General features: G+C 67.7%; 17 protein-coding genes and 1 pseudogene. 6 read left to right on the top strand and 12 right to left on the bottom strand.

Annotated features, from left to right (window positions below; translation table 11 throughout):
- Window positions 1–951: a helix-turn-helix domain-containing protein gene (locus tag G7043_RS26480; protein WP_166049941.1), complete on the top strand. Its 951-nt coding sequence runs from the start codon at window positions 1–3 to the stop codon at window positions 949–951.
- A 37-nt stretch (window positions 952–988) separates the two neighbouring features.
- Complete coding sequence (locus G7043_RS26475; protein WP_166049939.1) at window positions 989–2,215, top strand: cyclase family protein; 1,227 nt, start codon at window positions 989–991, stop codon at window positions 2,213–2,215.
- A gap of 25 nt (window positions 2,216–2,240) precedes the next feature.
- Here G7043_RS26475 and G7043_RS26470 read toward each other — a convergent pair whose 3' ends face one another.
- The 5 genes from G7043_RS26470 to G7043_RS47720 all read right to left on the bottom strand — a co-directional run bounded on the left by G7043_RS26470 (window position 2,241) and on the right by G7043_RS47720 (window position 5,845).
- Complete coding sequence (locus tag G7043_RS26470) at window positions 2,241–3,269, bottom strand: hypothetical protein (RefSeq protein WP_166049937.1); 1,029 nt, start codon at window positions 3,267–3,269, stop codon at window positions 2,241–2,243.
- Window positions 3,266–3,622, bottom strand: a complete 357-nt coding sequence (locus tag G7043_RS26465; RefSeq protein WP_166049935.1) for a hypothetical protein — start codon at window positions 3,620–3,622, stop codon at window positions 3,266–3,268. Before G7043_RS26465 ends, G7043_RS26470 begins: the two co-directional genes overlap by 4 nt.
- Before the next feature lie 223 nt (window positions 3,623–3,845).
- Entirely contained in the window at window positions 3,846–4,778 is a 933-nt protein-coding gene (locus tag G7043_RS26460; RefSeq protein WP_166049933.1) for an alpha/beta hydrolase, read from the bottom strand.
- 51 nt (window positions 4,779–4,829) lie between these two features.
- The gene (locus G7043_RS26455) at window positions 4,830–5,597 is read right to left on the bottom strand and encodes a substrate-binding domain-containing protein (RefSeq protein WP_207311737.1); all 768 of its coding nucleotides are present in this window, start codon (window positions 5,595–5,597) and stop codon (window positions 4,830–4,832) included.
- On the bottom strand, window positions 5,594–5,845 hold the full coding sequence (locus G7043_RS47720; RefSeq protein ID WP_207311736.1) for a LacI family DNA-binding transcriptional regulator: 252 nt from the start codon (window positions 5,843–5,845) through the stop codon (window positions 5,594–5,596). Before G7043_RS47720 ends, G7043_RS26455 begins: the two co-directional genes overlap by 4 nt.
- A 37-nt stretch (window positions 5,846–5,882) precedes the next feature.
- On the opposite strand from G7043_RS47720, the pseudogene G7043_RS48615 reads away from it, so the two are divergent.
- Together G7043_RS48615 and G7043_RS49500 are read left to right on the top strand one after the other, a co-directional pair.
- Window positions 5,883–6,611, top strand: a pseudogene (locus tag G7043_RS48615) (family 1 glycosylhydrolase); the annotation flags it as partial.
- Window positions 6,606–7,253 carry a family 1 glycosylhydrolase gene (locus G7043_RS49500; protein WP_313888090.1) on the top strand — a complete coding sequence of 216 codons (648 nt, stop codon included), beginning with the start codon at window positions 6,606–6,608 and terminating at the stop codon, window positions 7,251–7,253. The pseudogene G7043_RS48615 and the gene G7043_RS49500, both read left to right, overlap by 6 nt.
- 242 nt (window positions 7,254–7,495) lie before the next feature.
- Here G7043_RS49500 and G7043_RS26445 read toward each other — a convergent pair whose 3' ends face one another.
- From G7043_RS26445 to G7043_RS26435, 3 genes are all read right to left on the bottom strand, one after another.
- Entirely contained in the window at window positions 7,496–9,043 is a 1,548-nt protein-coding gene (locus G7043_RS26445; protein WP_166049930.1) for a carboxylesterase/lipase family protein, read from the bottom strand.
- Between the two features lie 178 nt (window positions 9,044–9,221).
- Window positions 9,222–9,917, bottom strand: a complete 696-nt coding sequence (locus G7043_RS26440; protein ID WP_166049928.1) for a glycoside hydrolase family 11 protein — start codon at window positions 9,915–9,917, stop codon at window positions 9,222–9,224.
- 572 nt (window positions 9,918–10,489) lie between these two features.
- Complete coding sequence (locus G7043_RS26435) at window positions 10,490–11,701, bottom strand: alpha/beta hydrolase family protein (protein WP_166049927.1); 1,212 nt, start codon at window positions 11,699–11,701, stop codon at window positions 10,490–10,492.
- A 171-nt stretch (window positions 11,702–11,872) separates the two neighbouring features.
- On the opposite strand from G7043_RS26435, the gene G7043_RS26430 reads away from it, so the two are divergent.
- The gene (locus G7043_RS26430) at window positions 11,873–12,067 is read left to right on the top strand and encodes a hypothetical protein (protein WP_166049925.1); all 195 of its coding nucleotides are present in this window, start codon (window positions 11,873–11,875) and stop codon (window positions 12,065–12,067) included.
- Between the two features lie 55 nt (window positions 12,068–12,122).
- Here the strand turns inward: G7043_RS26430 and G7043_RS26425 are convergent, their stop codons facing one another.
- From G7043_RS26425 to G7043_RS26415, 3 genes are all read right to left on the bottom strand, one after another.
- Window positions 12,123–13,682, bottom strand: coding sequence for an alpha/beta hydrolase (locus tag G7043_RS26425; RefSeq protein ID WP_242642675.1), 1,560 nt, complete (start codon window positions 13,680–13,682; stop codon window positions 12,123–12,125).
- 78 nt (window positions 13,683–13,760) lie between these two features.
- The gene (locus tag G7043_RS26420; protein WP_166049923.1) at window positions 13,761–14,417 is read right to left on the bottom strand and encodes a response regulator; all 657 of its coding nucleotides are present in this window, start codon (window positions 14,415–14,417) and stop codon (window positions 13,761–13,763) included.
- Entirely contained in the window at window positions 14,405–15,646 is a 1,242-nt protein-coding gene (locus tag G7043_RS26415) for a sensor histidine kinase (RefSeq protein ID WP_207311733.1), read from the bottom strand. The genes G7043_RS26420 and G7043_RS26415 overlap by 13 nt, the downstream gene beginning before the upstream one ends.
- A gap of 223 nt (window positions 15,647–15,869) precedes the next feature.
- Here G7043_RS26415 and G7043_RS26410 point away from each other — a divergent pair, with 223 nt between their 5' ends.
- Window positions 15,870–16,769 (top strand): DUF1963 domain-containing protein, encoded by a 900-nt coding sequence (locus tag G7043_RS26410; RefSeq protein WP_166049922.1) that lies wholly within the window; start codon window positions 15,870–15,872, stop codon window positions 16,767–16,769.
- A gap of 115 nt (window positions 16,770–16,884) precedes the next feature.
- Here the strand turns inward: G7043_RS26410 and G7043_RS26405 are convergent, their stop codons facing one another.
- Window positions 16,885–17,187, bottom strand: coding sequence for a hypothetical protein (locus G7043_RS26405; protein ID WP_166049920.1), 303 nt, complete (start codon window positions 17,185–17,187; stop codon window positions 16,885–16,887).
- Between the last annotated feature and the right edge of the window lie 215 nt (window positions 17,188–17,402).

The raw sequence follows: 17,402 nt of genomic DNA, 5'->3' as shown, positions 1-17,402 counted from the left end.
ATGCCGGTCGAACGCAGAGATGGCGGATCGCTGGTCTACGGCTACCTCGACACCGCAGCACCACATCACGCACGCGCCGTGGACACCGTTGTCGTCAGTTCATCGGGCACGCGGTACGAAGCGGCCATCCGTCCCTACCGCTTCGGTGCGCTGAACGCGTGCGAGATCGTCGGCGACCACGACGTCCAGGTGCGACCGTGGCGCCTGGCCGGAGCCGACAGCCTGGTGGCGGCCGTCCTGCTCGACGGAGGGGCCCGGCTGGAGCAGGACGGCCGGGACACGAGCGCCGCGGCGGGGGAGTGCCTGCTCTACACGGGCGCCCGGCCGTTCCGACTGGCTGTCGCCGGCCCGTACCGGTATTTCCTGCTCGGCTTCCCCGGTGTGCCGTCCACGCCCGCACACGCCACGGTCACCCAGACCCCGGCGGCGCGAATCCTCACGGCGACGCTCGCCGAGTTCGCCTGCCAGGCACCGAACCTCGGCCCGGCGACCGGACGGGAACTGGGCGAACACGTGCACTTCCTGCTGCGGACTGTGCTCCGCACGACGGCACGGCCCGCCGCGTTGCCGGACGACCTGCACACGCAGGTGATCGACTACGTCGAAGCCCACCTCGGCGACGACCTCAGCCCCGAGACGATCGCCGCGGCGCACCACATTTCCGTGCGATACCTGCACAAGCTGTTCCAGCAGCAGGGGGAGACGGTCGGCGGCCACGTCCGTCGGCGGCGCCTGGACCGCATTCGCCGGATGCTGGCGGACCCCGACATGGCGCACCGTTCCGTGTCCACTGTGGCGGCCCAGTGGGGAATCGCCGAGGCCAGCCACTTCAGCAAGCTGTTCCGGGCCGAGTTCGGGATGTCGCCGCGGGAGTTCCGCGAGGCCGCGCTGGGGAAGGGCGCGCAGGGGCGGAGTTCATCCCGGAGCACCGAAAGTCGATCGGCTGGGTGATTGCCCACGACCCGGAGTGCCAGCAGGGTGGTGGGTCATGCGTCCCGACTTCATGCGCGCCCATCTGCACAGCCGACGGGAAGTTCTCGGTCTGACGGCGAAAGCGGCCGCGGTGACCGCCGCCGTGTCGGCGGGGATCGGCACCTCGTCCGCGGCCGCCGAGGAGTGGACCGACCGCATGTTCACCCCGGACGAGGTCGCCGGGTGGGCCGAGCGGACGGCTCGCCGCTACGGCGCGGGCGACCAGCGCGGCACCTGGAACGAGGTGACTCCCGAGCGGACCCGCGAGGCGTTGCGGTTGCTCGAAGGACGCGGCCCGGTGCGGACGTACAACCTGGGTGAGCTCATGCAGGACAACTTCCCGGCGTTCGCGGGCGAGCCGCCGCGCGTGCTCCGGCAGCGGCTCACGGTCTTCGGGTACCAGCCGCGCGGCGACTTCGTCCCGGCCGCGAACTACGACCCGCGAACGCATCCCGAGTCCGGCATCCTGCAGTCGCCCACGCCGCTCGGGCCCAACGCGATCTCGTTCCACGAAGAGCGGTTCCCGCACGGCGGGACCTACCAGATCGCCACTCAGCTGGACAACCTCGGCCACGTCGGCGTCGGCGAGACGTACTACAACGGCCACCGCGGGCCGGACATCGCCAAGCCGCGTGGACTCGCGAAACTCGGCAACGAGCACCTCGGCCCCATCGTCACCCGCGGTGTCCTCTACGACATCGTGGGCCTCAAGCTGGCGCAGGGATCCCGCACCGACCTGTTCCGCTCGCCGGTGAACGGTGAGTGGGTCCTGCGCGACAACTATCGGATCACCCTCACCGACATGCGCGACGCCCTGCGCAGGCAGGGGGTGCGCAGGGAACCGGGACCGGGTGACGTGGCGCTGTTCCGCACCGGCTGGACCCACCTGCTGAACCGCGCCGGGTTCGACGACCCGCAGGACCCGCACAACCGGCGGTACATCACCACCGAGCCGGGCATCTACCTCCGTGAGGCCAGGTACCTCGCGTCCCGCCGGGTGGCGCTGGTCGGCAGCGACACGTGGGGACTCGAGGTGCTGGACCCAAGTGTCATCGGGCAGAACGTGTTTCCGGTGCACCAGGTGCTGCTGACCCAGCACGGCGTCCGCATCGGCGAGGGCGTGCGCACCGAGGCCCTGGCGGCCGACGAGGCGTTCGAGTTCGTCTACCTCGTCACGCCCCAGTTCCACACCGGCTCGACCGCCTCCAACACCCCACCTGCCGCTATGGCCGCCAGGCCGTGAGCCACCGGTGCCAAGAGACCGGCCGTCACTCCCACACCGGTACCGGCGCGAAGTGGAACTCGTTCCGGATCGACTTCACTTCGTCCACGAGCGCGTCGGCACCAGCGAGCGCGTGCTCGAGCACCTCGTCCGCTTCTTTCAGGTAGTTCTCCAGAATGTCGTAGCAGCCGCCGGTCTGCACCGCCTTCTGCATCTTGATGTCGGCGGCGATGTCGTTGATCGTGCCGACCGCCGTTATCGCGGCCTCCAGCTTGTTCCCGACCGCAGCATTCGCGATCCCGCTCAACGCGGCCCAGCCGACTTGCGACACATGGGGCGTGTTCTTGTCCCAGGCGTGCACGTTCCGCACGCACGCCCCCATGAGGTTGTCGATGTCGAGCCGTGCGCCGTGGATGAGTGCCGCGAACCCCAGCAGGCACTGCGTCAGCCGGCCGAGCCCCTGACTGCGGTAGATGTCACCGGGATCCCGGTCGCCGTACCAGAGGTGCAGGGCGGCGAACTTCTCCTTGGCCAGGTCGGCGGCGCTGTCCTGCCAGTGCTGCCACACCTGACCGCCGGCCTTCTCGAAGTTGTCGATCAGTCCGATCCAGGTCGGATGGGACAGTCCCATCCGGGCGGCCTCGATGCGGTCGACGACGCCCTCGACCCATCCGCCGGACGTGACCTTCAGCAGTTCACGGATCTCGTTGCCGTGTTCGGGCACAGAGCCGACGTTCTGCCCGGAAAGGATGTCCGCGTGGTGGAAGAACTCCTCCACGGTGAGGTCTCGCTTGCCGTCACCCCGCACCGAGCCCCGCAGGATCGAGTACTCGTCGTAGAACGTGATGTCCTCGGGAATCGGGCCGGACCCCACCTCGCCGTCGTTCATCGCGATGACTTCGACCTTGCCGACGTCCACCCACCGCGGCGGCCAGCTGTCGTCGTAGTCCTTCAACTCGGCGAGGCTTTTCAGCATCCCGTGGAACCGCGGGGCGTTCCCCGACCGGAACACCTCGCCGAGGTGGGTGACCGGACCGCCGATGTCATCCTCGTAGGTCCAGAACTCCATGGTCACGCCTTCCCCTGGTCGAGCTTGCTGCCGATGAGGTTCATGGACTGGGTGTTCGCGAGCTCCGTCTCCTGGTAGGTCCCGGCCGACTGCCGGAGCCGGTCGCGGAATCCCTCCAGGAATGCGCAGAACTTGTCCTCGTCCTTGATGAACTCCTCCAGGACCTGCTCGAACGCCACACCGAAGTTCTGGAGACCCTGTTGGTAGCCGCCGGTCTTGCCGTAGCCATCGCTCAGTTGCCGGCCCGTGTGCATTTCGTTCGCGATTTCGTGCAACTCGGCACGGCGCGCATTGAAATGTGCGACCGCACCGTCGACCACCGCGGCGGCCTTCTCCAACTCCGCTGGGTTTACCTCCACCTGGAGTTCCCCTCTCCGTGATGGGCACAAGTCAGCTACACCCCCTCCTGCAGCTCCCCTCAGAGGCGCACGTCAGCGGTGTGGCCCGTTACGCGATCTCACCGTAACGAGCCAGGTCCCGTCCGGGAGGATGTTCGATGGAATTCCCTTCAGGCACAGCGGCGTGACGTTCAGTGCACACCCGTGCGTCCACTTCGGACTCTTCGAGGATCTGTGCGTGACGTCATGGCGCGACGGTCAGCGCGCCGTCGAGTGCTTGTGCCTGCAGGCGCCAGAACTGGCGGCTGACTTCGGCTTTGGGGAACACGAGGTCGAAGCCGTGGAACGCGCCGGGAACGACGTCGAGCTGGCACGCGACGCCGCTGTCGTTCAGCCGGCGGGCGTACTCGACGTCCTCGTCGTGGAACAGGTCGAGGGTGCCGACGCCGATCCAGGCCGGCGGGAGTCCGGTGAGGTCCTCGCGGCGAGCGGCCACGGCGTACTGGGGCACGTCCGTGCCTGCGACGGCGCCGCCGAGATACGTGGACCAGCCGTAGCGGTTGCTCTTCGGCGTCCACATCCGGTGGCCGCGGGTGTCGATGTCCGTGCGGGTTGTCGTGCGGTCGTCGAGCATCGGGTAGACCAGCAGCTGGAACACGGGCCGGATCTCGGCGCGGTCGTGGGCGAGCTGTGCGAGCGCCGCCGTGAGCCCGCCGCCGGCGCTGGCGCCGCCGATCGCGATGCGGTCCGGGTCGATGTGGAGTTCGTCGGCCTGTGCGACCAGGCCTCGCAGCCCGGCGTAGGTGTCCTCGACCGCGGCGGGTGCCGGGCTCGTGGAGGCGAACCGGTAGCGGACGGCGGCGACGGTGATGCCAAGCTCACGGGCGAAGGCGGCGTTGTTGCGGTCGTCCTGTTCGGGAGAGCCGAAGATGAGCCCGCCGCCGTGGATCCAGAGCAGCGCCGGAGCCTTGGCCGACAAGCCGTCCGGTTGGAAGACCCGCAGTGACACCGGTGGTGCGCCCTGTGGGCCGGGCACGAACATCTCGCGAACCGTGACACCCGGTGTGGGTTTGGCCGGGCGTGGTTTCAGGCTGCGCACCATGCGGGAGGTGAACGGGCCGTAGGAGAAGTTGGGGATGAAGCGCGCGAGTGCGAGGTCGGGGTGGAACGAGTTCATGGGGCGCCCTTTGGCTCGAAGATTCTGTCCACTTCGGACTGCAAGTCGAGATCAGACCGAATGCCGCTCGATCACCTGGGTGACCTCGGGGCCGGCCGGCACGGGTCGGCCGTCGAGCAGGCAGGTGACCGCCTCGACGAGGTGGCGTGCGGTGGCGTGCATGTCCACCGCCACCATCGTCAGCGGTGGGGCGGCGAGGCGGGCGGCAGGGGAGTCGCCGGCTCCGATCACGGCCAGGTCCGCCGGTGCGGTCAGGCCTCGCTCGCGGAGGCCCGCCAGGACGGCCAGTGCCGCCACGTCGTCGTGGGCGCACACGCCGGTGACGGCCGGGGCCAGTTCGCGCCAGGTCGTGACGGCGTCGGTGGCGGGTTGGGCACCCGCTTCGTCACCGGGAATGTTCAGGGCCACCGGATCTGGCAGGCCGTGTGCCGCGCAGGCTTGTCGCAACGCGGTCAGGCGCATCTTGCTCGCCTCGGCCAAGCGTTCGTCGTGCGGGCGGGCGTAGCCAAGCCGGCGATGCCCTGCCTCGAGCAGTCGCTCGACCTGCAGCCGGGCGATGCCGTTCTCCCGGGTTCCCCAGATCCACCGCGCGACGGGGTCGGACTCGGCCGTCAGGGAAACCACGGCGCGCACACCGTTGTGCCGCATTTCGGCGACGTCGTCATCGGGCAGATCCCACGCGATGACGGCCACGGGGGTGATGGCGGTCAGCACATCGCCGTCAGGCTTGCGGGACCACGGGTGGGTGACCGCCGTGAGCCCCGCCTCCGCGAACTCCGCCGCCAGAAACTCGACCAGGGCACCGACATCGGCGGTCATCGGCAGTTGCGGGGGCTGGTAAGGAGCACGACGTCGCTGCGGCCCCGGCTGAGCGTGCGGGCCTCCGCCGAGGGGGCGTACCGCAACCGCGCGGCCGCTTCCAGGACGCGTTGCCGCGTCGCCTCGGGGATCGTCTGCCCCTTGGTGCCGTTGAGCACGAAGCTCACGGTCGACCTGGAGACTCCGGCCTCCCGAGCCACGTCGGCACTGGTGGCACGGCGCCCTGAACGAGCAGTCTCGGCTGCCATCCGCACCCCTCCCGTCTTGTGGGTTCATCACCCTCCGATGTACTGTACCGCGAAATCACTAACGCGCGTTAGTGATTCATCCGACCGTGTTCGTCGAGGAATTCAGGAGCCGAGCGTGCCCGAACCGTTGACCTTCCCCGACGGCTTCCTGTGGGGCGCCGCGACTGCCGCACACCAGGTGGAGGGCAACAACACGACCAGTGACTGGTGGGAGTGGGAGACCGATCCGTCGCCCAAGGCGCCCATGGCGGAATCCTCCGGCATCGCGTGCGACCACTGGCACCGCTACCCCGACGACATCGCCCTGCTCGCGGAACTCGGGCTGAACACCTACCGGTTCTCCGTGGAGTAGGCGCGCGTCGAGCCCCGCCAAGGTGAGTTCGACCGCGAGGCGATCCAGCACTACGTCGACATGGTCGACACCTGCCTGAACCACGGCGTCACACCGATGATCACCTTGCAGCACTTCACGTTGCCGGCGTGGGCCACGCACGCCGGTGCCTGGACGAACCCCGCGTTCTCGTCCTGGTTCGCCCGCTACACCAGGTACGTGATGGAACGCCTGGAAAACCGCGTTCCGCACATCAGCACGATCAACGAGCCCGGCAACACGATCACGCGGGGCTACCTGGGCACCTTTCCCACCCCGCCATTCGTCCGCAACCTCGACGCGTTCGACGCCGCTGCCGCCGGACTCAACGCCGCACACCGCAGCGCCCGCGAGGTCATCCGCGAACTCACCCCCGGCGTCAAGGTCGGCATGTCGCACGCGCTGCAGGACTGGCACGCCAACCCTGGTGGTCTCCCGACCATGCGCTGGGCCCGGGAGGTGCACGAGGACCGGTTCTTCGCCGAGACCGCCGAGGACGACTTCGTCGGCGTCCAGACCTACACCCGCCTCGACGTCAACGCCCCGAGGATCGTCGGCCATCTGAGCGCGGCGGTCCTGCGCAGCCGCCGCCTGACCCAGGCACTGGTGCTGCCGCACCTGCGCCGCCAAGCGGTAGCCGCCGTGCCCACCGGGGAAGCGCCGGCCGACGGGGTTCGTCGCACCCTGATGGGCTACCGGTGGGCACCGGAAGCGGTCGGGGAAACGATCCAGCGAGTGGCGAACCTGTTCCCCGGCAAGGAAATCGTCATCACCGAGCACGGCGTCGCGACCAACCAGGACACCGAGCGCATCGACTACATCCGTGAAGGCCTGCGCGCGGTGCACCGGTTGATCGGCGACGGGCTGCCCATCACCGGCTACGTGCACTGGTCCATGCTGGACAACTGGGAGTGGTGGGACGGCTATGGCCCCACGTACGGGCTCGTGGCGGTCGATCGCACCAACCAGACCCGGACCATCAAGCCGTCGGCCCGCTGGTACGGCGACGTGGCCCGGGCAAACCGCATGCCGACCTGAGCAGGCCGCCAGAAGTTGTGTCCGTTACCCGGCCAGACCAGTGCCCACCCCTGCCGCCCCGCCCTCATTTTTCCGGGCGAAAGGCACGTACGTAGGCCCAGGGCGTACGTACCTTTCGCCGGGTGGTTGGGCAGGGACGGGGTGCTTCTCGGCGTCGGCCGGCACGGAGGTTTCGGACAGCACTTCCGGCCAGGTGCCTAGCTGTGATCAGGCACGACAGCACCCTTGGACCGCTGGTCCGGTCACTGTTGCGCGAGCGCGTCCCAGAAGGCCAGATCGTGTTTCCCCGCCCGGTCGAACGGACCGATTCGGTCGAGGTCGAGGCCTTGCACGTACGGCGTGGTGTCCGCCGGGTCGACACGGGGCCACGTCGGCAGGCCGGGCCGGTTGGGGTTGCCGGTGGCCGCGAAGCGGACCCAGTAGTCGATCATTCGGTCGCCGAGGCGGCGCTGTGCGGCAGTCAGCCGTACGTCGTCGGAGCGCAGGTCGAACAGGTACCGCAGCTCGGAGCCGTGTGAAGCGAGCGGCTCGACACCGGGCGGGAACTCGGGAATCGCCGGTGCCGTGCGGTCGAGGAACTCATAGGCGTACACCGGGATCTTGCCTGCGAACCGGCGATCCGCCGCATGTTGTGGCCACGTCCAGTCGAGGTCGGTCATGATCGCGCCCATCGCCTGCACCGCGGAACCACCGTGCTCCTCGAGCGGGTACCGCTGCGCGACCGCTGCGGCGTGCGGCCCGAAATGGGTGGTCAACGCGGCCAGGTAGCCGTCGGGACCGAGATCGGGGAACAGCAGTGGCGCGAAGAACGTGCCCTCGTCGCGCGTGGTGCCGGTCAGCAGCGGCACGTGGTTGAACCGCCCGGCCGGTACGGCCACCGCGGGGTCCTCCGGCAGCACCGTGTTCCCGAAGGCGGGCAAGGGAAACGCCGGCGCGGCGAGCAGGTCCGGCACCGGTTTGCCGCGCAGGCACTCGAGTGTCGTGCACCCCAGCTGAGCGGCGATGTTCTGGCCATGTCCCTGGTGCCACTCGTGCGGCACGAACAGCGGCACGTCGAGCAGCGGCCGGAAGTCCGCGTCGGCGAAGGTGTTCGGCACACAGGCCGTGCTCTGGGCGATCGCCCGATGGAACAACCCGGCCGCGCCCGGCGACGCGAGCTGCGCGCACACCGAATGCGCTCCGGCGGATTCTCCTGCCAGGGTGACGTTGTTCGGGTCGCCACCGAACTCCGCGATGTTCTGCCGCACCCAGCGCAGCGCCGCCTGCTGGTCCTCGATACCGAACGCGCCGCCGTTCGCGAGCCCGGGAAACCCGAGGAAACCGAGGTTTCCCAGCCGGTAGTTGACAGTCACCACGACCAGGCCGCCTCGCTTGACCAGCCGGGTCGGCAGGTAGTCGCTACCGGCACCGTTCATGAGCCCGCCACCGTGCAGCCACACCAGCACCGGTGCCTTCCTGGCCGCACGTGGTGTGGTGACGTCGAGGTAAAGGCAATCCTCGGTGACGCTGGCGGGCCGGCCGCCGACACCGGCCTGAGGACAGCGACTGCCCGGCCGGGTCGCGTTGAGCACACCGGACCACGGCACCGGCGGCACGGGCGAGTGCCAGCGCAGGTTGCCGACCGGCGGTGCGGCGTAGGGAATCCCCTCGTACGAACGGACATCCGCCTTCGTGGTTCCTCGCACCAGACCGGCGTTCGTAGGCACCGCGGCGTTGTCGCTCGCCGCCGCTGGCGCGGCACCCAACACCAACGCGCCAACGGCGACCATCGCCCCCAGAAGTCGTTTCATGATCCAGACAGTGGCAGCTGGGACTCATCGGACACATCAACCGATTGGTTGATGTGTCCGATGAGTCCGATCCTCGGCCGGCGACAGGCGGGCCGGAGGAGAAGAGGCGGTCGCCACGATTCGGCGTCGACACCGTGAGCTTGCCCGTCGGCGGACCGAACTCAGCTGAGCGGGGCGCTCACCTCACCGTGATGTTGGAGTTGCCGCTGCTCCGGTATCCCTCGGTCGCGAGGACCATGTAATAGCTGAAGTTGCCCAGCCGCATGTTGGCGCGGTTCCACGCGTCGAAGTGGTTGCCGGTGGTGATGGATCCGCCCGTCCGCTTCTGCTGCCGGACGCTCCAGAACTGCGGGAAGGTCTTGTTGCCTTCGACGGACGGAGCGTTGTACCGCATCGTCTGGTAGATGTCGTACGTGCCGCCGTCGGTGGTGACCGTGCCCTTGTAGGTACCGGTGGGCCGATACGTGCCCCAGTTGTCGACGATGTAGTACTCGACGAGCGGGTTCGAGGTCCACCCGTACAGCGTCAGATAAGCATTGCCGGACGGGTTGAAGCTGCCGGAATAGTTCACGGTCCGTCGTGAACCGTTGGCCCAGCCCTTGCCGCCGACGAAGTTGCCGACATTGCTCCAGGAGGTGCTGTAGTTGCCGCCGGATCCGAAGTCCATGCAGACCCTGCCGCCACCATCAGTCCAGAAAGAGTAGTAGTAACCGCCGTGGTTGCCCGTCTGGCTCGAACAGGTGGCGGTGATACCCACGTCAGCGCCGGCCACGCCGGGGGTCACCGCCACGACCAGCGCGACACAGGCGCTGCGGACGAGCAGCGCGAGACGGCCACGCTTGCGGCTCGCCGATCGGAAATTGACTTCAGCCATGTGCAGTACTCCTCGTAATTGAGGTTGGCACGGCAGCCAGGCAGCGCAATTAGACCCTGGAGGGTTGAGTTGATCGTCGTGTCCGGCCGCCGTCGATGTCGGCCTGCGCGGCGGTTTACCGACGTTTGCCGACGCTAGCAGCGACCAGCTGGCTCCGTAAGGTTGCCGGGGGGTTTCGGCAACGTTTCGAAAACCTTAGCCCATCAAACAGAATGGGCCTTTGTATTTGCGGGACCGGCTAAAGTTTTAGCGGCACCGCAGGAAATGCGGGTGTCGAGCACTGTGTGTGTCGAGAAGTGCGTCCGTGCAGGTTCCGCATGATCGCGGCTGTGCAGGTCCGCATCGCCTACCTGGCCGTCTCTGACGCCTCCGCTGCACGTTGGCTGTTGGGCGGGCGTTCACGCACCGCCTTTCCTCGTCCGCCACCCGTCGTGACGAACGCAGACCGAGGAGGTGGCCGAGACGCAGCGGCGTCCTTTGGTCTTGTGGGTGAACGAGGCTGAGCACGACCTGACGCTTCGACGACAACCTGTCGCGAACATCGCGGCAGGTTGCCGTGAGCGCTACCGGGTCTACCGGTGGGCCTTGAGCCAGCGCGCGATGTCCGACAGCACTGCCGGGTCCGGTTCTCCGAACTTGCCGGTGAACTTGGACGTCAGGTTCATGACGTGCCCGATTCCGGGGTAGGTGATGAGGGTGTGGTCCCGGCGGCCGGCCTTCGCGATGGCGTCGTCGGCGACGCGGGCCACCCGAGCAGGCGTCTGGACGTCGTTCTCACCGTTGAGGAGCAGAGTCGGTCCGTCGAACTTGGGCAGGTCGACCGAGACGTTGGCGAACCGGTCGATGTCGAGGATGTAGCGCTTGGTGTGCTCGTCGACGCCTTCGGAGTTGGGATAGTCGTCGATGCGGCTCTTCGCCCGCAGCACACGGCCGACCTCGGCGTCGATGGCCAGCACGCCGTTGCGGTCGGTGTCGGTCTCGGGCTTGACCTGGTCGCCGGAGAGCAGCACGTCGCGGTAGTAGGCCACGAGATCGGACGGCTGTCCGATCAGGCCGTCTGAGATCTCGGTGCGGGTCAAGGATCCGTCACCGTCCACATCGAACTCTTCGTGCAGCTGCGCCAGGCGCACCCCGAAGAGCTGGTAGGTGAGGACCGTGCGGATGGCGCTGCCGACGACGCCCATGGTGATGACGCCGGCGGGCTTGGGGATGTTCGCGGCGCGCGGGTCCGCGGCGAGGTTGGCGGCGACCTGGGTTCCTTCGCTGTGGCCGAGGAGGTAGATGCGCGACGGGTCGACCTCGGGAAGCGACGCACCGAACCGTGCCACCGATGCGGCATCGGAGAGAACCTGTTCGTAGGGCTTCTGCGGGTACAACTGCGACTCGTCGTCGGTCAGCGTTGGGCCGAGACCTGTGACGCCGCGTTTGTTGAAGCGCAGGACGGCGAACCCTTCGCGGTTCGCGGTCTGGGTGAGGGGGACGAAGACCGACCCCGCGTTGTCCGGCAGCGTCGAGTTCATGTCGTTGTGACCGCTGCCGTGCAGCAGTACCACCAGTGGAAGCTTCTTGTGTGCCGAGGCCGGGAGTGAGAGCTCGCCCTTCGTCACCCAGCCGCGGCCGAGGTCGATCGAGACGCTCTTGCGGAAGATCCCCTTCCAGCCGTCGGCTTTGTCGCTGTGCGGCGCGGAGGACGACCCCGCGGAAAGCGCGCCGATGACCGCGACCAATGCCACGGCGACCGAACGCCCCGGACCCAGCCAACCGGCCAGTTTCCTGATTTTCATGCAAATGAAGCTACCGAGGTGCCACCTGCGACGGAAAACCCACAGGCTGTCCAATCGGTGGTGGTGCAGGCTGTACCACGGGAATGGATGCAGTTCAGTACCGCCTGCTGTACTCGAAGAACGGGTATTGGTGGTATCGGCGCGACGTGTCGTGGGGGATAGCTTCGAACGATGATGAACGAAACGAATTCCGCCCAGTCCCCGTCTCACCGCCGCGCTCTTCTCTGGTCGGCCCTGGTGGTCAGCGCGGTGGCCAACGCCGGCACTTCGATCGCCGGATTGAGTCCCTACATCAGCATCGCTTTCGGTGCGCTCACGTTCATGTTCGGCATGGCTTTGTTCGTCGAACGGCGTCAAAAGAGCTAGCACGCCACACAAAAAGGGCCGGTCCGCCGGACCGGCCCTTCATGCCGTGGAAAGGTCAGGAGCAGGTGAGGTCCTGTGCGGGCAGGTCGCCCTTGACGAGGTAGGTGTTCATCGCGCCGATCGCGCAGGTGTTCTGGTCGGGGTGCACGAGCACGCCGTGACCGCCGGCGTCGACCTCGACGAAGATCGCGTCCGAGCCCATGGCCTTCTTCATGCCCTGGGCGGCGCGCAGCGGGGTGGACGGGTCGCGGCGGTTCTGCAGGATGAGGACGTTGCGGTTGCCGGTCTGCGTCACCTTCGGTTCCGGCTGGCGCGGCTCGCTGGGCGACCAGGCGGAGCACGGCGCGTAGTTGGCGGGCGCGCCGGCGGTGAGGGGGTAGCGCTCCCGGTCGGCCTGGACGGTGCGGCTGTAGGCCCGGTAGTCACTGGGCCAGGCCTTGTCCCCGCAGCTGATCGCCCAGCCCACGGAGAACAGGTTGTCGGCCGGCACACCGGCCATCACACCGGCGGTGATGTTCGTGTTCGCGGAGTCGCGCAGGAAGGTGCGGTCGGCGTCGGTGGCCTTGTGCTGCGCGAGGTTGACGCCGGCGCGCCACAGAGCGGCCAACTGCGGGAAGTTGCCGTCGTTGTAGGAGAGCTGCCAGGTCAACAGGCGGATGAGGTTGCCGTCGATGCGTGCCTTCGTGCCGTCGAGCGTCACCGGGTTGCGGTCGAGTTCGGCCGTCATCGCCAGGTAGTTCTGCCGGACCTCGGCTTCGGTGGCGCCGAGACCGACGACGTCCTCCTGCTCGACGCCGAAGCGGGCCAGATCGGGCCAGCGGTCCTCCATCGCGCTGCTGAACAGGCGGAAGTCCTCGTAGCCACGCGCGTTCGGGTCGACCGAGCTGTCGATGACCATGCGGTCGACGCGCTGCGGGAACAGCACCCGGTAGATCGAACCGAGGTAGGTGCCCCAGGAGATGCCGTAGTAGGAGACTGTGCGCTCGCCGAGCGCTTCGCGGATCTTGTCCATGTCGCGGGCGATGTTGGCGGTCGTCAGATGCGACAGCAGGTCACCGGAGTTCGCGGCGCACTGCTCGGCCATCCGCACGGAGTAGGCGATGTTCCGGTCGATCGAGCCGTTGGGCGCGGGGAAGGACAGCAGCCCGAGCTGTTGGTCGCGAATCATCTCGTCCACCGTGCGGCCGCAGTTCATCGGCGTGCTGTGCCCGATGCCGCGCGGGTCGAAAGCCACGATGTCGTAGCTGTCCCTGATCGCCTGTGCCAGCAGGGGACCGAACGCCGTGGGCACGTCGAGGCTCGAGCTCGGCCCACCACCGTTGACCATCAGCACGCCCTTGCGCTTCGCCGGGTCGGCCGCCGGGATGCGCGACACCTCGATCTTGATGTTCCGGCTCTTCGGCGTCCGGTAGTCGAGGGGGACGGTGAGTTCCGCGCACTGCTGCGGTGCCGGAGTGCCGGTCGGACACGCACCCCAGACCAGGCTCGGGGTGCGTGACTCCGCCGAACTGGACACCGCGGCGAAAGCGATACTCGCGAAAGCGGCGACGGAAACGATGCCGGTCAGTTTCATCGCGATGCGCCTACGGCTCCGCGTGTTCTTTTCCGTTTGCATGCCGCAAAAGTATGAGAAGGCAATGCGGCCGGAAATCCTGTGGACTGCCGGAAAGCTGGTACAGCTGGCTGGAAGACCTTACCTCCGGCGAGCGTCGTCGAGATAACGCAGCACGGCGGTGACTCTGCGGTCCGCGCTGTCGTCGGGTGCGAGACCCAGTTTCGCGAAGATGCTGCGGATGTGCTTGTGCACGGCGCCTTCGGTGATCACGAGCCGCCGGGCGATGGCGCCGTTGCCGAGGCCTTCCGCCATCACCGCGAGGACGTCGTGCTCACGTGGGCTGAGCCGGTCCAGCCGGTTGTCGACGACGTTGCGGCTGACCAGCTGCGCGACCACGGTGGGATCGATGGCGGTCCCGCCGTCCGCGACGCGGTGCAGCGCGTCCATGAACTCGTCGACCCGGCCCACGCGTTCCTTGAGCAGGTAACCGAGACGCGAACTCCCGGCAGCGAGCAGATCCGTGGCGAAGGCCTGCTCGACATGGGCCGACAACACGAGCACCGCGAGATCCGGATACCGCTGCCGTGCCGCGACGGCGGCGACGATGCCCTCGTCTGTGTGAGTAGGCGGCATCCGGACGTCCACGACAACCGTGTCGGGTTTGTGCTCGTCCACGGCGTCGAGAAAGCCCATGGCGTCTTCCGCCACGGCCACCACGTCGAGTCCTTCGGCACGAAGTAGAAGAACGAGGCCTTCACGCAACAACGCGTCGTCCTCGGCGATCACAATCCGCATGGCACCCTTGCAATCAGAATAGTCGGCCCGCCGACGGGACTCGTCAGCTCGAACGTTCCGTCATGTGCCTCGATTCGGGCGCGAACACCGCCGACACCGGAGCCGGCTCCCTCGGTCGCACCCCCGCGGCCGTCATCGGTGACGCGCAACCACAACAGGTCCTCGTCCCTGCGCAGTTCCACCTCGGCGCGCGTGGCCCGGCTGTGCTTGGCGATGTTGGTCAACGCCTCCGCGACGACGAAGTACACCGTCGCCTCGACCGACGCCGCGTACCGGCCGGGCAGGTCCACCTCGATCCGGCACGGCACCGGGCTCGTGGCCGCGAGCCCGTCGAGAGCGTCGGCGAGGCTGCGGTCGGCGAGCACCGGCGGCAGAATGCTGCGCACCACCAGCCGCAGTTCGTCGAGCGCGGCCTCCGTCGCGTCCTGGGCTCGCCCCAGCACCTCGTCGAGATCGGTCGAACCACGCTGTGCGGCCTTGCGGGCCGCACCGACCAACAGGTTCACCGCGACCATCCGGCTCTGCGCCCCGTCGTGCAGCGCCCGCTCGATGCGCCGCAACTCGGTGGTGTGCGCGTCCAACGCGGCCGCGCGGGCCGCGGACAGGTGCGCGATCCTCAGGGCGAGATCGGTGTCGGGGCCGGCTTGCAGCAGGCGACGGCCGGGCAGTCCCTGCAGGCGTGCCATCGCGGGCAGGATCCCGATGGCGATGAAGAGCCAGCCGACTCCGAGCAGGCTCACCGCGAAGGAACCGGGGAAGTCGCGCACCACCCACAGATCGAGCGTGGGGGAGGCCCCTCCTTCGGGGATCAGGTGCCACCACAGGGGAAACGTGCCGTCGCGGACCGAGCTCAGCACCAGCAGCAGTGCGACAACGCTCAGCGTGAAACCCGAAACCCCGTGCACGGCGACCCAGATGAGCTCGCGCCGGGTCTCCCGGTGCCGAAGGGCGTCCCACAGGCGAGCAGGGCCCGGCCCCGGGCTGATCAGTTCCGGGCCGGAACGGCTGAGCCGCGACCGCTCCCGCTCGGCGATCAGGTGCGCCAGCCTGACGACGTGCGGCGCCAGCGGCAGCCCCACCCCGACGAGGGTGAGCAGGCCGGTGAGAACGATCGCCAGCAAGCAGAACAACGCGAGCAGCGACGTCGCGAGACCCCCGACGAGTTGCTCCAAGGCGTCCAGTGCCGCGCGAACGCGGCCGGATCGCATTGGGGACTCAGGAGGCGGCATGGGTGCGAATCATAAGGCCGGCGAAGGAATCCCGGCGCACACGGAGAATGCGACTGCGCTCCTGAACTGCAGGTCATCCGGCCGTGGTACAGCCTGCTGTACCACTGATAGGGGTGCCTGCTCTACCGGCCAGATCGGCCAAAGGACGTAAAGGAAATCGGTATTCCGTCTCAACCGGACCGCGGCTGAGAGCGCTTTCACCGTTCTGCGATCATGTTTCGCCATGGATCGCTACGAGCAGTTCCGCAGTGCGGCAATCGATCGAGGCATTCCCGAAGACGAGGTCGGCAGGTTCGCCGAGCACCTCCGGTTCGCGGTCTGGGCGTGGCCGGGCAAGGACGGGGAGGAAACCGTCGGCCACATGGGCGGTCTTCCCCGCTTACCGGTGGGCGTGGAATGGCCGGGCGGCGACGAGGACCCGTTGCCGTTCATCGGTTCCGTCGACTGCGCGGCCTTGCCGCGGGCCGAGGGGCTCGATCTGCCGGCGGACGGATCGCTGTTGTTCTTCCTGCACCACGAGGAGGACATGGAGGAACATCCCTCTCCCGCCTACGCGCGGGTCCTGTACGTTCCCGCGGGCACGGAGGCAGAGGTGGCGGCACCGCCGCCCGACCACGACTCCAGGACGTTCTCCTACGAGGACACTCCGTACCTGATCCCCGAGCGACGGATCACCGCACGGGTGGCGGCGGAACTGCCGGGCTGGATCAAGGACCGCGACGTCCAGCACGAGGCGGACACCGTGAAGCACCTGTTCGACGAGCTCAAGCACATCGACCAGCTGTGCGAGATCGTCGGCGAGCTCTGGCCGGAGACCGACGACCCCTACTGGAGCCCGCTCCGGATCGGCGGGTACTGCCGCAACATCGGCGGTGCGGACGACCCGCACTCGCAGATGACCTTCGACAGCGTCCAGAACCGGGCAGCGGGCGAAAACCTGCCGATCGAAGAGCGGTGGCGCCTGCAGAGAGAAGAGAAGCCCCGGCTGGTCCGGGAATGGCTGCCGCTCGCCCAGTTCCCCACGCAGAGCGAGTACTACTTCGGGTGCTTCCTGATCCGCGCCGAAGACCTGGCCGCGCAGCGCTTCGACCAGATGCGCTCCTACACGATGTTCACCGAGTAGGTGACGCGCGAAGGCCTGGTCCGGGGGTCACGCGAAGTGCCTCCGGACCAGGCCTGCTGCCCGGTCGAGTGTCCACATCGGTCACCAGATGCGGACAAGGGCTTGCTCGATCATCTCAGCAGTGGTTCTTGAGTCCGTTCAGGATTCGCGCGGTGAACTCGTCGAGCTCGGGGGACGAGTAATTGTCTCGCACCCACTGAACTTCGTTGATGAGGAACTGCGTGTCGTTCGAGTTGGTCATCCGCTTGAGCATCTTGAGCAGCGTCCTGGCGGAATCCTTCGCGTGGTCGCAGGGTTCGACGGCGCTGTGAGTCACAACTTCCTGCTGGGACTGCGCCAGCGCTGCGGGCGCCAGCACCCCGGCTGAGAGGCCGACACTCAGTGCGATGGTCGCGATGAGACGGGAAGTCGTTCGCATGATTACTCCGCTTGAATTCGACGTGGCAATGTGGTGAGAACATTAGTGATTGCCCGTAGTTCTGAGAATGAAGCCAGCAGGAAGATCGAAGTAGTGCAGGCTGTACCGAAGTCCCGCCAAGCCGCCTCCTGTTCCCACTTCCGGTCGAACGCCACGACACCAGTCAGGTGTCCGAGATCGCGCCCACCTCGTCCGCCAGCTGCGAGAACGTGGGA

The sequence above is a fragment of the Lentzea alba genome (assembly GCF_011067745.1).
GTDB lineage: Bacteria > Actinomycetota > Actinomycetes > Mycobacteriales > Pseudonocardiaceae > Lentzea > Lentzea alba.
Note: the sequence above shows the minus strand (reverse complement) of the source record. Positions and strands in the feature narration are given on the sequence as shown.

What these genes read in the sequence shown, in the direction of transcription:
- G7043_RS26480 (WP_166049941.1), top strand. Translation starts at nt 1, where the DNA reads ATGCCGGTCGAACGCAGAGATGGCGGATCGCTGGTCTACGGCTACCTC.
- G7043_RS26475 (WP_166049939.1), top strand. Translation starts at nt 989, where the DNA reads ATGCGTCCCGACTTCATGCGCGCCCATCTGCACAGCCGACGGGAAGTT.
- G7043_RS26460 (WP_166049933.1), bottom strand. Translation starts at nt 4,778, where the DNA reads ATGAACTCGTTCCACCCCGACCTCGCACTCGCGCGCTTCATCCCCAAC.
- G7043_RS26455 (WP_207311737.1), bottom strand. Translation starts at nt 5,597, where the DNA reads ATGACCGCCGATGTCGGTGCCCTGGTCGAGTTTCTGGCGGCGGAGTTC.
- G7043_RS47720 (WP_207311736.1), bottom strand. Translation starts at nt 5,845, where the DNA reads ATGGCAGCCGAGACTGCTCGTTCAGGGCGCCGTGCCACCAGTGCCGAC.
- G7043_RS49500 (WP_313888090.1), top strand. Translation starts at nt 6,606, where the DNA reads ATGTCGCACGCGCTGCAGGACTGGCACGCCAACCCTGGTGGTCTCCCG.
- G7043_RS26445 (WP_166049930.1), bottom strand. Translation starts at nt 9,043, where the DNA reads ATGAAACGACTTCTGGGGGCGATGGTCGCCGTTGGCGCGTTGGTGTTG.
- G7043_RS26440 (WP_166049928.1), bottom strand. Translation starts at nt 9,917, where the DNA reads ATGGCTGAAGTCAATTTCCGATCGGCGAGCCGCAAGCGTGGCCGTCTC.
- G7043_RS26435 (WP_166049927.1), bottom strand. Translation starts at nt 11,701, where the DNA reads ATGAAAATCAGGAAACTGGCCGGTTGGCTGGGTCCGGGGCGTTCGGTC.
- G7043_RS26430 (WP_166049925.1), top strand. Translation starts at nt 11,873, where the DNA reads ATGATGAACGAAACGAATTCCGCCCAGTCCCCGTCTCACCGCCGCGCT.
- G7043_RS26425 (WP_242642675.1), bottom strand. Translation starts at nt 13,682, where the DNA reads ATGCAAACGGAAAAGAACACGCGGAGCCGTAGGCGCATCGCGATGAAA.
- G7043_RS26420 (WP_166049923.1), bottom strand. Translation starts at nt 14,417, where the DNA reads ATGCGGATTGTGATCGCCGAGGACGACGCGTTGTTGCGTGAAGGCCTC.
- G7043_RS26415 (WP_207311733.1), bottom strand. Translation starts at nt 15,646, where the DNA reads ATGCCGCCTCCTGAGTCCCCAATGCGATCCGGCCGCGTTCGCGCGGCA.
- G7043_RS26410 (WP_166049922.1), top strand. Translation starts at nt 15,870, where the DNA reads ATGGATCGCTACGAGCAGTTCCGCAGTGCGGCAATCGATCGAGGCATT.
- G7043_RS26405 (WP_166049920.1), bottom strand. Translation starts at nt 17,187, where the DNA reads ATGCGAACGACTTCCCGTCTCATCGCGACCATCGCACTGAGTGTCGGC.